Below are 13,372 nucleotides of genomic sequence, written 5' to 3'. Positions count from 1 at the left end.
TCAGCGGTGCGCGCGGTCCGGCACCCGGGGGTGTCCGAAGCGCTCGCGCAGGGTGAGGTCGTCGTACGCCGTGGCGGTCCGGCCGCGGCGCTGCAGTTCCGGCACGACGTGGTCGACGAACCGGTCGATCCCGCCGGGCAGGTACGGGAACTGCACGATGAAGCCGTCGGCGCCACCGTCGTCGGCGAGCTCCTCGAACCGGTCGGCGATCTCCGGTCCGGTTCCCGTCAGCAGGCTGCGGCGGTACGACCACGCGTAGACGTCGCGGGGCGTCGCGGGGCCGTCGGCGAGCAGCCGGTCGACCGCGGGCTTCGGCGAGCGGGTCTCGTTCGAGGTGTCGAACTCCTCGGCGTAGTCGAACGGCACGTCGACGTCGCGGCCGGACAGGTCCTGCCCGATCTGGTGCGACACGTCCTCGAGGATGAGGGCGTCCGGCGTCAGGGCGAGGATCGCGTCCGCCTCGGCTCGGGCGTCGGCGGCGGTCTCCCCCACGACCGGCATCACCGACGGCATGATCTTCACCGCGTCGGCGGAGCGGCCGTGCCGGACGGCGCGGGCGCGCAGGTCGTCGACGAAGCGTCGGACGTCCGCGGTGGAACCGCCACGGGTGAACACCGCGTCGGCCGTGTCGGCGGCGAGTTCCAGCCCGGACTCGGACCCGCCGGCCTGGAACAGCAGCGGGTGGCCCTGCGGCGGCCGGGCGATGTTGAGCGGCCCGCGCACCCGGAAGAACTCGCCCTCGTGGTCGAGACGGTGCAGGCCGTCGCGGCGCGCGAAGACCCCGGACGCCGGGTCGGCCACGATCGCGTCGTCGTCCCAGCTGTCCAGCAGCCCGTTCACGACGTCGACGAACTCGCGACCGCGCTCGTACCGTCGGGAGTGGTCGATGTGGGCGTCACCACCGAAGTTGCGGGCCTCTTCGTCGTAGCGGCTCGTGACGAGGTTCCACGCGGCTCGCCCACCGCTGAGGTGGTCGAGCGAGGCGAGGGTCCTGGCCACGTGGTACGGCTCGTTGTACGTCGTCGACACGGTCGCGGCGAGGCCGATCCGCGACGTCACCTGGGACAGCGCGGCGAGCAGCGTGAACGGTTCGGGCCGCAGCGCACCGTAGTGGTCGACGCCCGACGGGTACCGGTCCCAGAAGTACAGGCCGTCGGCGAGGAAGAGCGTGTCGAACACGCCGCGCTCGGCGGTCTGCGCGATGCGCCGGTGGTGCCGGATGCTCAGGTGCTCGGCGGGACGCGAGGACGGGTGCCGCCACCCGGTGACGTGCGCGCCGCCCGGGTGGAAGGCGAAGGCGCCCAACAGGATGCGGTCGCTCATGCGGACGCCTCCTGGTCGACGGCCGCTGGCGCGGGCGCGGCTGCCGAACCGTCGTACCGGCTCGCCGGTCGCGCCAACCCGAGGTGCTCCCGCAGGGTGTCGCCGCGGTACGTGCGGTCGTACACGCCACGACGTTCGAGCTCCGGCACGACCTGGTCGACGAACCGGTCGACGCTCACCGGGATCGACGAGAACGCGAGCATGTAGCCGTCGGCGGCGTCCTGCTGGTAGCGCTCGGCCAGCCAGTCGGCGATCTGCTCGGGCGTGCCCGGCAGGAACCGACGGCGCAGGATCGTCCGGTAGACCTCGCGCAGCGTGGTGGCCTCGGCGGCGATGCGGCGGATCGACTCGTAGACGGACTTCGACTGGTTGATCGCCGTCTCGTCGAAGACGTGCTCGAACGGTGCGTCGAGCGGCCGGTCGGACAGGTCGGTCTGCAGGTAGTGGGACAGCAGGTCGAGCGAGACGCGGTCCGGTGTCAGTTCCTCGATCTCGTCGAGCTGCCGCAGCGCGTCGGCCTCGGTGTCGCCGATCACCGGCGACACCGCCGGCAGGATCAGCATCGACGACGCGTCACGTCCGTGCTCGACGGCGCGGCGCTTGTAGTCGGCGTACAGGGCCTGCGCGTCGGCGAGGTCGTCCTGCCAGAGGGTGAAGACGCCCTCGGCCTTCGCCCCGGCCAGCGCGCGGCCGGCCTCGGACGCCCCGGCCTGGAACAGCACCGGGTGGGCCTGCGGCGGCCGGGCGATGTTGAGCGGCCCGCGCACGCGGAAGAACTCGCCCTCGTGGTCGAGCACGTGCAGTCCGTCGCGCTTCGCGAAGTACCCGGACTCCTGGTCGTACAGGAACGCGTCGTCGTCCCAGCTGTCCCAGAGGCCCTGCACGACGTCGACGAACTCGGCACCCCGGCGGTAGCGGACGGCGTGGTCGAGGTTCGCGTCGCGACCGAAGTTCCAGGCCTCTTCGTCCGAGGCGCTCGTGACGAGGTTCCAGGCGGCCCGGCCCTCGCTCAGGTGGTCGATCGACGCCAGCTTCCGGGCCACGTGGTACGGCTCGTTGTAGGTGGTCGAGACCGTCGCGGCGAGCCCGATGTGCTCGGTCCGCTGCGACAGGGCACCGAGCAGGGTGAAGGGCTCGGTGCGGATGTTCACGGCGTGGTCGATGCCCGACGCGAAGCGGTCCCAGACGTACAGCTCGTCGGCGATGAACAGCGTCGCGAACCCACCGCGCTCGAGCGTCTGCGCGAACCGGACGTAGTACTCGACGTCCAGGTAGGCGTCCGGTTCGCTGCCCGGCAGGCGCCAGCTCGTGACGTGCTCGCCGCCGGGGTAGAACACCATCCCGCCGAGCACCAGGCCGCCGTCGCGGGTCATGCCGTCACCGCCTCGTGGGCCAGGACGGCGCCGAGCTGCGGGGCCACCTGTTCGGCGAACAGCGCGAGGGCGTCCGTCCGTGCACCGACGTCGGAGTAGCCGTCGTCGACCTGCACGTTGAGCTGCGTCGCGTACCGGGAGTACGGCTTCGACGCGATCGACTCCGCGATGTCGTCGGCCGTGCCGTAGTGCAGGTTGAGCGACGCGGCCTTCTCGGCCAGGGTCGTCGCCGGCGGCAGGAACGACTCGCCCCACGCGTACTTCGCCTCGATGCCCGCACGCGCCTCGCGCAGCGCGGTCTCGCGGTCCGGGGCCGGGTAGATCGCCGTCGAGAGCGCGACGCGGGCAACAGCGCCGTCCGGCAGTGCGGCGTGGTAGGCGTCCGCGGTGACCTCGGCCGGCACGGTCTGCGTGGTGCCGATCAGCACCCCGTGCCCCCGACGGGCGGCGATGGCGGCGCTCTCGGCGCTGAGCGTGGCGTCCCAGATCCGGTCGAGCAGCCCGCTGCCGTCCGGGTTCAGGCGTGCGGTCCCCGTGCCGAGTGACGCACCACGCAGCGCGTCGAGCAGCCGTGCGAGCTGCTCGTCGAACGCGGCACGACGGGTGTCGTGGTCGGCCCCGACCAGACCGGGTGCGAAGACGTCGAGGGTCTCCGGGCCGCCACCGTTGGCGACGCCGAGTTCCACGCGTCCGTCGCTGATCGCGTCGAGGACGGCGGCGTCCTCGGCGACCCGAACCGGGTCCTCGTGCGGCAGCGTGACCGCTCCGAGCCCGAGCCGCAGGGTGGACGTCCGCTCGGCGAGGGCCGCGAAGAACACGAACGGTGACGGCAGTCCGCCGCGCGCCGGTGCGTCGTCGTGTCGGAAGTGGAACTGGCGGACCCAGGCCCCGTCGTACCCGAGGCGTTCCGCCGCGGTGAAGAGCTCGAGCTCCTCGCGGTAGGCCCGGGTCGCCGGCGGCGCCTCGGTGCCGTGCGAGAACACCGCGATCCGCAACGGCACCGTGGCCGCGCGGGCGGTGCGTTCGACGTGCGTCATGCAACACTCCCTCGTCAGTGGAGCGATGCAAACACGAGCGAGCGACGCGCACGAGCGTCGACGTAACGGGACGCAGTGATTCGTCACGGAACGTAGGAGAGCGCGCACCGCGCGGAACAGGAGCATCATCGCCGCCCTTGTGCCCGGAGCAGGACCGACGTAGCTTGGCGGCAGCTGCCCCGGACCCCGGTCGCCGGAACTCCTGTGTTCCTCGAGACGATCAGGGAGTGTCACCGTGCCGCAAGAATCCGTCGACGAGACGTCATCCGCGACCACCACCACCGAACTGAGCACCGCCACCGCCGCCGCACCGGTCCGCCTGGAGGCCTCGGCGTCCTCGCCCGAGCAGGCCCTCGAGCAGTTGCCGGGCCTCGTCACGGGCACCTCCTGGCAGACCCGTCCGACCACCGGGGCGTACTCGTTCCGGTACCTGGCCGTCGGTGACGGCAACGTGACGCTGCGCCGATCGCAGATGCGCGGCTACGTCCGCGGCACCGTGGCCCCCGACGACGCGTACATCGTCGTCTTGGTGCTCGGCGGCGTCGTCACGCTCGACCTCCTGCGCGGCGGCGGGCCGGTCGACAACGGCGTGCCGGCGCTGATGCCCACCGAACGACGCGCCGTCGTCGAGGCCAGCAACCACGACGCCGTCATGGTGCACCTCACCCGCGCGTTCGTGCGGTCCGTCGCCGAGGAGCGCCACGGCCTGCCCTCGGGCGGCCTGCACCTCGACGAGCGCGCGGTCCCCGCAGCGGACGCCGTCGTGCGCTGGCGGCAGGTCCTCGAGTCCGCTCGTCGGGTCCTCGCGGCGCAGGGCGTGGCCTCCACCGCCTGGTCGGACGCCACCCGAGCCGTCGCCGTCGCCTTCCTCGCCCTGTACCCACCGAAGGCCGCCGAACCGTCGAGCGCCCTGTGGGCACCCCGGAACGCCCGGATCCGGCGAGCGGTCGACCACGTGCACGAGCACGCGGCGGAACCCATCGCCGTGTCGGACCTCGCCGCGGTGTCCGGCTTGAGCGTCCGTGCCGTGCAGGAGTCGTTCCAGCGGCTGTTCGGGATGCCGCCGTCGGCCTACGTCCGCTCCGTCCGGCTCCAGCGCGTCCGGGGCGACCTGCTGCGACTCGACACCGCGACCACCTCGGTGAGCGAGGTCGCCCGCAGCTGGGGGTTCGCCCACCTCGGCCGGTTCTCGGCGGAGTACACGAGCCGCTACGGCGAGTACCCGAAGGCCACGCTGCACCGGTAACCGGTCGAGCGCGCGCCACGCGCCCTGGGCAGAGCCGACGGGCGGACGGGAGGCGCGGGGCGGGCCCGGACCGCGCCTCCCGTCCGTCAGGTCGTCCCGTCCACCGCCCTGACGGACGTCACGCGGACGGCGTCGCGTCGAGCGCGATGACCGCGACCTGGACCACCGCGTCGTCCGGCATGTCCGGGTAGTAGTTGGCGCGCAGCTGCCGGGCGAAGTCGACCATGTCGGTGTCGGCCGGCTGGTGCGCCGCCCGAGGGGTGAGCTCCCTCAGGCGGTGGTCGGTCACCTCGGTGACCTGGCCGGCCAACGGCGTCGCCGAGGGGTGCTCGTCGAAGACGAACACCGCGGGGCCGGTGCGGACGTCCTCGTGCCAGCGCACCGTCGTGACCTTCTCGCCGCGCTGGACGGCGTCGTGGTGCTTCTGGTGGAAGTGGATCGTCTGGGACACGGATCAAGTCTGGTCGATGTCGACCAGGTCCGCGTGCCGCGCGGCGTAGGCCGTCGCACGGCGGATCCGGCGGAGCGTCAGCGGGACGATCCAGACGAGCACCGCCACCATGAGCGCGAGGAACACCGGCGGCAGGATCCCGAGGTCGCCGCGGATCCACGTCGACACCATCTGGAACGCGAGCGCTGTGTAGAGCAGCCCGATGTACGCGAGCTGGAACCGCAGCGCGAGTGGGACCACCGTGGCGTACCGGACGGCGCCGACCTGCTCAGCCGGGTCGAGCGGCAGGTCCGCGCCGCGGGCCACGATCTTCGCGAAGCGACGGAGTCGACCGAGGTCGTGGCCGGCGGACGCCCGCAAGAGCCCGTTCAACGGCAGCGACTGGAGCAGGGCCGCGAACGCGGTCGCAGTGAAGACCAGCTGGCCGGCGAGGAAGGCCGCCTGGGTGAGTCCAGCGGGGTCGTCCCCGGTGAGGGCGGCCAGGACCACCACGCCGATCGTCACGACGACGATGGACACGCCGAAGGTCACCGCGATCACCACGATCGTGTGGCGGAGTTCGGCCGGTCCGAACCGGTAGCCGACCGGGTACGCCGACGGCGACGGCTCCGTGCGCCGGAACAGCGCACCGAGTGGACGCGCGATCACCAGCAGCGCCGCCGCTCCCCCGATCAGCACGACCGGCACCCAGACCGGCGCACCGGCCGAGACCGACGCGAGCACGATGACCACCGCACCCGCCACGTCCACGGCGACCACGCCCAGCAGCCACCACCGCAGGTACCGGGAGCTGTCCGTGGACGACCGGTGGTCCCAGTAGCCCGCCAACGACCCGACCACCGCAGGTCCGACGACGAACATCGGGATGCTGACGCTCACCGCGATGATCAGGACGTCCGAAACGTCGCTGAGTTCGAACACCGCCAGCAGGGTGCCCCCGAGGGTGAGCGCCGTGATCAGCACGATGAGCAGGACGTAGCTCAGGACCCGCATGGGGTGACTCCTCTTCCGGCAGGACGACACCTCCCAGTGCATCCTGGCCGAGCTCCGACGGGCCGGCCCACTTCGTGCGGAGAACCGCATCACGTCAGGTCGTCGAGGCGGCCGTCCCTACGCTGAGGACATGGCGCAGCTGCGAGCGGTCGGGTTCGACCTCGACGGGACGCTGTTCGACCACCGTGGCGCAGCGACCACCGGTGCCGCCCGGTTCCTCGAGTCACTCGGCATCCCGGTCTCGGCGTCCGCCATCGGCCGCTGGTTCGATGCCGAAACCGAGCAGTTCGAGCGGTGGCGAGCCGGGCAGATCAGCTTCCCCGAGCAGCGGCGCGAACGGCTGCGGGTCGTCCTGCCCGCGCTCGGCGTGCCGACGCCCACCGACGACCGGAGGCTCGACGAGCTCTTCGACGCGTACCGGCACCAGTACGAGGCATCGTGGCGTGCGTACCCGGGGAGCCTGCCGCTGCTGCGGACGCTCCGTGTGCAGGGGTACCGCATCGGCGTGCTGACGAACGGCACCGAGACGCAGCAGGTCGACAAGCTGCGCCGCACCGGCTTGCTCGACGCGGTCGACGTCGTGTGCACCTCGGAGCGGATCGGGGTGCAGAAGCCAGACCGTCGCGCGTTCGAGACCCTGTCCGCCGAACTCGGCGTCGAGTCGAGCGGCTGCTTGTTCGTCGGGGACAGTGTCGCGCACGACGTCGAGGCGGCCCGGGCCGCCGGGATGCACGCTCTGTTGATCGACCACGGGGCCCAGGACGGCCCCGACATGGAGACCATGGTGCTCACGGCGCTCGCCGACCGCCGCGGGTGACGTGGCCGCTTGGTTGCTCGGCCGCTCGGCGGCTCGGCGGCTCGGCGGCTCGGCCGCTCGGCGGCGGCAAGCGGCCGTAGAGTGCACCATGACCCAAACACCGGCAGCATCGCCGCTGCTGCACCTCGGGGTGCTGGCCGAGTCGCGGAAACCCGACGAACGCCGCCTCCCGATCCATCCCGCCCACTTCGAACGCATCGACCCCGACCTGCGCGCGAACATCATCCTGGAACGCGGGTACGGTCGCCGCTTCGGCGTCACGGACGACCAACTCGAACCCCTCGTCGGCGCCATGGCGGACCGAGACGAAGTCATCGCCGCGTCGGACGTCGTGCTGCTGCCCAAACCCCAGGTGTCCGACCTCGAGGACCTGCGGGACGGACAGGTCCTCTGGGGCTGGCCGCACTGCGTGCAGGACCCCGCCCTCACCCAGGTCGCGATCGACAAGCGCCTGACCCTCATCGCGTGGGAGTCGATGAACCACTGGCGGTCGGACGGCGGGTTCAGCCTGCACGTGTTCCACAAGAACAACGAACTCGCGGGCTACTGCTCGGTCATCCACGCCCTGCAGCTCTGTGGTTCCACCGGGGACTACGGCCGCCGCCTCACCGCGGTCGTGATCGGCTTCGGGGCTACCGCCCGCGGTGCCGTCACCGCGCTGAACGCCCACGGGATCCACGACGTCCGCGTCCTGACCAACCGCGACATCGCCGCCGTGGGATCGCCGATCCCGTCCGTCGACATGCTGCAGATCAGCCAGGACGACCACGACCCCAGCGGCAACACGGTCAAGACCGAGGACGGTCCGGTGCCGCTGGCGCCGTACCTGGCCGAGAACGACATCGTCGTGAACTGCACGCTCCAGGACCCGAACGCGCCGCTCACGTACCTGCGCACCGAGGACCTGGGCGTGTTCCGTCCGGGCAGCCTCGTCGTCGACGTCTCGATCGACGTGGGGATGGGGTTCGAGTGGGCGCAGGCGACGACCTTCGCCGAACCGATGACCACCGTCGGCGAGAGCACGAACTACTACGCCGTCGACCACAGCCCCTCGCTGCTCTGGAACTCGACGACGTGGGAGATCAGCGACGCGTTGATGCCGTTCCTCCGGCCGGTGATGGCGGGCGCGGCCGCGTGGGCCGACTCGGACACGATCCGACGCGCCGTCGAGATCGAGGACGGCCACGTGCGCAACCCGGCGATCCTCGCGTTCCAGGGCCGCTCGGACGAGTACCCGCACGCGGTGGCCGGCTGACCCGGGCGCTGGTCGGGCGCTGGTCGGGCGCTGGTCGGGCGCTGACCCGATGCGGAACGACGAGGTCGACGTCGTGCGACAACGGCCTCGTCGTACCGCGTCGGCGGTGCTCACCGGAGCGCCGCAGCAGCCTCCCGCAGCTCGGCGAACGCTGCGAGCGCATGACCCGCGAGTCCGTCGTCATCAGCGCGTGCCGCACCGGCCCACCGGTCGAACCCCTGCTTGAAGGCGAGCACGCCCATCTCGCTCGCGAGCCGGGCCGTCGGTTCCGCGACCCCGCGCTCGATGAGCGCATCGGTCATCGCGGCGGCCATCCCGACGCTCTTCAGGGCGTCGCGCTCCTGCAGTTCGGCGCTCGCGGCGACCGCGGCCTTGAGTCGCGGTCCCAGCTCGCGGTTCATCGGACCCATCTCGCCCGATGCACGTTCGAGCCCAGCGGCGACGGCGTCGAGCGGTGAACGTTCGGGCGCTGCGTCGGTGATCCCCTCGGACAACAAGCGGCTCAGCGTCTCCTGCCCGGCGACGAGCAGTTCGCGCTTGTCCGGGAAGTGTCGGAAGAAGGTGCTCTTCGTGACCCCCGCTCGCTCGGCGATCTGCGTCACGGTCGTCTCGTCGTACCCCTGCTCGGAGAACAGGTCGACGGCGGCCAGGACCAGCCGTTCCCGAGCTCCCGGTTCCCATCGCGCCATGGAAGCATCCTACGGGACGGGACAATTGTCTCATCACAGGTGTACGGTGACGAGACACTTGTCCCATCACTGGAGGATCTCATGCGCGTCTTCATCACCGGCGGCACCGGCACCATCGGAACGGCCGTCGTCGCCGAACTCATCGCCGCAGGCCACAGCGTCACTGCGCTCGCCCGCTCGGGACGCTCGGCCGCAGCCCTCACCGCGGCGGGCGCAGAACCGATCCGGGGCGGTCTCGGCGACCTCGACGTCCTGCGTGCCGGTGCTCGCGCCGCCGACGGCGTCGTCAGCCTCGCGTTCTCGAGCGACTTCAGCTCGCCGGACGCCCTGACCCGGGGCATCGCCGAGGAGGCGGACGCGATGGCCGCACTCGGCGAGGAACTCGTCGGCTCCGACCGCCCGTTCGTCGTCGTGTCCGGCACCCCGTGGGTCCCGGGCAGGGCGTCGACCGAGGCCGACCCTCTGCCCCTCGAGGGACCGGTCGCCGGCCGCGCTCGGTCGACGCTCGCCGCGCTCGAGCTCGCGGAGCGCGGCGTCCGGGTGTCGGCGATCCGCCTGCCGCGGACCGTGCACGCCGACGGCACGGGCGGCTTCGCGGGCATCCTCACCGAGACGGCCCGAGGCAGCGGTGCGGCCGGGTACCCCGGAGACGGCGAACAGCGCTGGCCCGCCGTGCACGCTCGGGACGCTGCCGTGCTCTTCCGACTGGCGCTGGAGGTCGCACCGGCCGGCACGGTCTGGCACGCCGTGGCCGACGAGGGCGACCGGGTGCGCGACCTCGCCGAGGTGATCGGCCGACGGCTCGGACTGCCGGTCGAGCGCGTCGCGGATGAGACGTTCGGGGCGTTCGCCCCGATCTTCGTGATGGACCAGCCGGCGTCGAGTGAGCACACGCGTCGTACGCTCGGTTGGGAGCCGGTCCACGAATCACTGCTGGCAGACCTGGAACACGTCGAGCGCTGACGTCGAGCGCTGACGTCGCGCCCTGGGCGCGACCGAGGGACGGACGGGAGGCGCGGTGCAGGCCCGCACCGTGCCTCCCGTCCGCCGTCGGCGCGCGTGACCTGCCCCGCGTCGGTCGCGCGGACCGGTGCGGTCGTCAGGCGGTGCGGTCAGTTCCCACACACGAAGAACGCGATGACCCCGCCGACCAAGACCGCGCCGATCGGGACGAGGTACACCCAGTCGTGACGGATCGGACCCTGTCCGGGCTGGTGGTCGCGCTGGAACGGGGCGACCGGGTTCCCACTCGTTCCCGGCAAGAAGTCGACGGAGTGCTGTCGGACCGGCTCGTGTCGTCGGCTGTTCATCGGACCCCCCGTGATCGCGTCTGCGGTGGGCTCTGGCGGGCTCGAACCGCCGACCACTTCGGTGTAAACGAAGTGCTCTACCAACTGAGCTAAGAGCCCGCGACACGATCCTAGAGGTCGATTCCCCGTATCGTTGCGCTGGACATCCCGTCCGTTGGCCAGTTCAGCGCTCGGCTTCATTTCGCCGATAGTAAGCCGTACACTTAACCCATGTCCGACGACCCCGTCTACGCCGTGATCCTCGACCTCGTCGACTCACGAACGCTCGACGACCGCCCCGCCGCACAGCGCGAGGTCGAGCAGGCGTTCCGCGAGACGACCGACGTCACCCCGGTGGACCCGGTGCACGCGACCGTCGGCGACGAATTCCAGGTGATCTACGCCACGCTCACCGACGCGCTCGTCGCCAGCACCGCCGCCATGCTCGCCCTGCCACCGACGGTGCAGGTCCGGCTCGGGATGGGTCGCGGGACGGTGCGGACGGTGGGGTCCGGTACGAGCGGTCCGCTCCAGGACGGCCCGGCGTGGTGGTCCGCCCGCGACGCCATCAACGAGACGCACCGCCGTGAAGACGGCAGGACGTCCTTCCTCCGGTCGTGGTTCCACGCGTCCGACGATCGCCACGGCACCGAGGAGCGACTCGTGAACGCCTACTTCCTCAGCCGCGACCACGTCATGGCCCGCCTGACGCCCCGGGCAAGACGCATCGCGCTCGGCCTCGTCCAGGGCCGGACCCAGGCGCAGATCGCCGCGACCGAGGGGATCACCCCGTCAGCGGTGTCCCAGTCGGTGCAGAAGTCGGGTGTGGCCGCGATCGTCGAGGGCCTCCGGGTCCTCGTGGGACAGGAACGCTGATGCTCGCCGGGATCCTCCTCGCACTCATCGGTCTGGGCGACGTCGTCCGGGCCCGCACCGGTGCCGATGCACACCGGCAGCGCACGCTGACCACCATCGCGGTCGTCGTGCTGTGGGCCGGGGTGTCCGCCGTGGCGTGGCTCGGTCTCGGTGTCCCCGTGTGGGGTGTCCTCGTCACGGTGGTGCTCGCGGCGGCGTGGATCGCCACGACCGCGCCGGTCCGAGCCGGTACCGGGACCGCCGACGACGACCATGACGCGCCGACGACCCGGGGGCTGCTGCGGCGGTCCGGGTCCTGGCCAGCGGTCCTGCTCGCCCTCGCCGTCGCCGTGCTGCTGCTCTGGGGGCCACTGCCCGACGGCACGGGCTTCGTGGTCGACTGGCACGACGGCTCGGGCCTGGCGTTCGTCGACGCCGTTCCGCTCGCCGCCGTCGTGGGCGGTGTCGGCTCGGCGCTGTTCCTCGTCGACTCCGCGAACGTGGTCGTCGCCCAGGCACTCCCGCCGGGACTGCAGCGCGGAGCCACCACGGGCGCCGAGGCCGATGACCTCCGCCGCCGGTTCGGGCGACGCCGACGCGCCGACGCCGACGCCGAACAGTCCGGGGACAGCACGGTGAGCCTCAAGGGTGGACGACTGATCGGCCCGATCGAACGACTGCTGCTGGCCGGGTTCGCGATGGCAGGGGCCTTCCCGGTGGTCGCCGCACTGATCGCGGCCAAGGGCATCGTCCGGTTCCCCGAGATCCGGCGCGAGACGACCGGCTACCAGGCGGAGTACTTCCTGATCGGCAGCCTGGTGAGCTGGGCGATGGCCTTCGCCGCCGCCGGCATGTGCTGGCTCCTGGCGCACAGCTGACGCGCGCGGAGCCCGTCGCGTCCCCCGTCCCCGTCCCCGTCCCCGTCCCCGTCCCCGTCCCCCGAGGTTCCGAAATCTCGGCACCTCGCAGCCCCGAGCGCGCCGCCGTGGAACCTCGGCGATGAACGGGCGGCGAGTCGTGGAACCTCGGCGCAGTAGGTCCGCCCGGCATCGGGGTGCTTCGGAGCCTCGTCAGGCCGCGCGACGGGCCCGACCCTCGACCTGGCGTTGGACGAACGCCTGTCGGAGTCGCTCGAACAGCACGGCCGGACGCCCGGTGTCGGCAGCTGTCGCGTGGATGACGATCCAGCCGTTCACCGCGAACCCGTTCGACCGGCGCTGATCGTGCTGGAAGGTCCGGCGGTCACGGTGGTGGTCACCGTCGTACTCGAGCGCGATCCGGAGCGTCGGCCAGGCGAGGTCTGCTCGGCCGAGGAACGAACCGCGGTCGTCTACGACGTCGACGTTCACCTCGGGTTCCGGGAATCCGGCGTCGACGACTCCGAGCCGGAGACGGGTCTCCATGGGCGACTCGACTCCGGTCCGCACCCTGTCGAGTGCGGCTCGTGCTCGTCGTGCCGAGCGACTCCCGGCAACGATCGCGGCCGCCAGTCCGTCGATGGTGGCGAGCCCGCTCGGACCGACGAGGTGGTCACCCAGGACGACGAGTTCGACGGCGGTCAGCACTGACGCGGATTCGAACCACGCGCGCGCTGGCGGACTGACCGGGATGCCGCGGACGAGTTCCGGCCGGAAGCCCTCGATCCGAAGCCGGTGCGGGATGACCTGGGGGCGGCGCATGATCGGCGCGGTCCCGATCGCCGTCACGTGCACGAGTTCGTCGTCGAGCCGTGACGGGAGCGGCGCTCCCCAGAGCCGAGCGGCCGTGGTGTGGCTGACGAACTGGTCGCTCCGGAGGACGACGGCGATCGCTTCCACGACCGTCACGGGGACGTCCGCTCGGACGCGGACGCCGTGGACCGGAGCCCTGAGGTCACGACGGGTCAGCCACGCAGGGCTCGCTCCGGCCGCGATGGCCTGCCGCACCAGGAACGGCCTCGGCGAGTGGTCGTGTCGTGCTCGGCTCCCCATGACGAGAGCATCGCGCACGAGGCGCCGGGCCCGACCGCGGTCGGACGCATCTGTGGAGAACGACGTGGGACGGG

The 13,372-nt window shown here is 71.8% G+C and carries 14 protein-coding genes and 1 tRNA gene; 6 read left to right on the top strand and 9 right to left on the bottom strand.

What is annotated here, in order from left to right; genetic code table 11:
- From HQQ88_RS01330 to HQQ88_RS01320, 3 genes are read right to left on the bottom strand one after another with little or no spacing between them, the layout of a single operon-like run.
- Positions 1-1,323, bottom strand: coding sequence for an NtaA/DmoA family FMN-dependent monooxygenase (locus tag HQQ88_RS01330; RefSeq protein WP_173168418.1), 1,323 nt, complete (start codon positions 1,321-1,323; stop codon positions 1-3).
- Positions 1,320-2,696 carry an LLM class flavin-dependent oxidoreductase gene (locus tag HQQ88_RS01325; RefSeq protein WP_173168417.1) on the bottom strand — a complete coding sequence of 459 codons (1,377 nt, stop codon included), beginning with the start codon at positions 2,694-2,696 and terminating at the stop codon, positions 1,320-1,322. Before HQQ88_RS01325 ends, HQQ88_RS01330 begins: the two co-directional genes overlap by 4 nt.
- Complete coding sequence (locus tag HQQ88_RS01320) at positions 2,693-3,733, bottom strand: LLM class flavin-dependent oxidoreductase (RefSeq protein WP_173168416.1); 1,041 nt, start codon at positions 3,731-3,733, stop codon at positions 2,693-2,695. Before HQQ88_RS01320 ends, HQQ88_RS01325 begins: the two co-directional genes overlap by 4 nt.
- Before the next feature lie 235 nt (positions 3,734-3,968).
- Between HQQ88_RS01320 and HQQ88_RS20035 the strand changes: the two genes are divergently transcribed.
- Complete coding sequence (locus tag HQQ88_RS20035) at positions 3,969-4,979, top strand: AraC family transcriptional regulator (RefSeq protein ID WP_123292601.1); 1,011 nt, start codon at positions 3,969-3,971, stop codon at positions 4,977-4,979.
- Between the two features lie 118 nt (positions 4,980-5,097).
- Here the strand turns inward: HQQ88_RS20035 and HQQ88_RS01310 are convergent, their stop codons facing one another.
- Together HQQ88_RS01310 and HQQ88_RS01305 are read right to left on the bottom strand one after the other, a co-directional pair.
- Positions 5,098-5,430 (bottom strand): ASCH domain-containing protein, encoded by a 333-nt coding sequence (locus HQQ88_RS01310; protein ID WP_173168415.1) that lies wholly within the window; start codon positions 5,428-5,430, stop codon positions 5,098-5,100.
- A gap of 3 nt (positions 5,431-5,433) precedes the next feature.
- Positions 5,434-6,423, bottom strand: a complete 990-nt coding sequence (locus HQQ88_RS01305) for a hypothetical protein (RefSeq protein WP_132100536.1) — start codon at positions 6,421-6,423, stop codon at positions 5,434-5,436.
- Positions 6,424-6,553: 130 nt separating this feature from the next.
- Between HQQ88_RS01305 and HQQ88_RS01300 the strand changes: the two genes are divergently transcribed.
- Together HQQ88_RS01300 and HQQ88_RS01295 are read left to right on the top strand one after the other, a co-directional pair.
- Positions 6,554-7,240, top strand: a complete 687-nt coding sequence (locus HQQ88_RS01300; RefSeq protein ID WP_173168414.1) for an HAD family hydrolase — start codon at positions 6,554-6,556, stop codon at positions 7,238-7,240.
- A gap of 88 nt (positions 7,241-7,328) precedes the next feature.
- A complete protein-coding gene (locus tag HQQ88_RS01295; protein ID WP_173168413.1) occupies positions 7,329-8,495 on the top strand; it encodes a N(5)-(carboxyethyl)ornithine synthase in 1,167 nt (388 codons plus the stop codon).
- A 110-nt stretch (positions 8,496-8,605) separates the two neighbouring features.
- Here the strand turns inward: HQQ88_RS01295 and HQQ88_RS01290 are convergent, their stop codons facing one another.
- On the bottom strand, positions 8,606-9,184 hold the full coding sequence (locus HQQ88_RS01290; protein WP_123292596.1) for a TetR/AcrR family transcriptional regulator: 579 nt from the start codon (positions 9,182-9,184) through the stop codon (positions 8,606-8,608).
- Between the two features lie 81 nt (positions 9,185-9,265).
- Here HQQ88_RS01290 and HQQ88_RS01285 point away from each other — a divergent pair, with 81 nt between their 5' ends.
- Positions 9,266-10,147: an NAD-dependent epimerase/dehydratase family protein gene (locus HQQ88_RS01285; RefSeq protein ID WP_173168412.1), complete on the top strand. Its 882-nt coding sequence runs from the start codon at positions 9,266-9,268 to the stop codon at positions 10,145-10,147.
- Positions 10,148-10,296: 149 nt separating this feature from the next.
- On the opposite strand, the gene HQQ88_RS01280 is transcribed toward HQQ88_RS01285, so the two are convergent.
- Positions 10,297-10,494, bottom strand: a complete 198-nt coding sequence (locus HQQ88_RS01280; RefSeq protein ID WP_173168411.1) for a hypothetical protein — start codon at positions 10,492-10,494, stop codon at positions 10,297-10,299.
- A 26-nt stretch (positions 10,495-10,520) separates the two neighbouring features.
- Positions 10,521-10,593, bottom strand: a tRNA-Val gene (locus HQQ88_RS01275).
- Between the two features lie 111 nt (positions 10,594-10,704).
- Here HQQ88_RS01275 and HQQ88_RS01270 point away from each other — a divergent pair.
- Together HQQ88_RS01270 and HQQ88_RS01265 are read left to right on the top strand one after the other, a co-directional pair.
- Positions 10,705-11,349 (top strand): SatD family protein, encoded by a 645-nt coding sequence (locus HQQ88_RS01270; RefSeq protein ID WP_123292593.1) that lies wholly within the window; start codon positions 10,705-10,707, stop codon positions 11,347-11,349.
- Positions 11,349-12,206: a hypothetical protein gene (locus HQQ88_RS01265; RefSeq protein ID WP_131878886.1), complete on the top strand. Its 858-nt coding sequence runs from the start codon at positions 11,349-11,351 to the stop codon at positions 12,204-12,206. The genes HQQ88_RS01270 and HQQ88_RS01265 overlap by 1 nt, the downstream gene beginning before the upstream one ends.
- A 192-nt stretch (positions 12,207-12,398) precedes the next feature.
- Here the strand turns inward: HQQ88_RS01265 and HQQ88_RS01260 are convergent, their stop codons facing one another.
- The gene (locus HQQ88_RS01260; protein WP_173168410.1) at positions 12,399-13,298 is read right to left on the bottom strand and encodes a hypothetical protein; all 900 of its coding nucleotides are present in this window, start codon (positions 13,296-13,298) and stop codon (positions 12,399-12,401) included.
- Positions 13,299-13,372 lie beyond the last annotated feature (74 nt).

The sequence above is a fragment of the Curtobacterium sp. VKM Ac-2861 genome (genome assembly GCF_013204965.1).
GTDB lineage: Bacteria > Actinomycetota > Actinomycetes > Actinomycetales > Microbacteriaceae > Curtobacterium.
The sequence above is the reverse complement of the archived record's forward strand: the minus strand, read 5'-3'. Positions and strand labels throughout refer to the sequence as shown.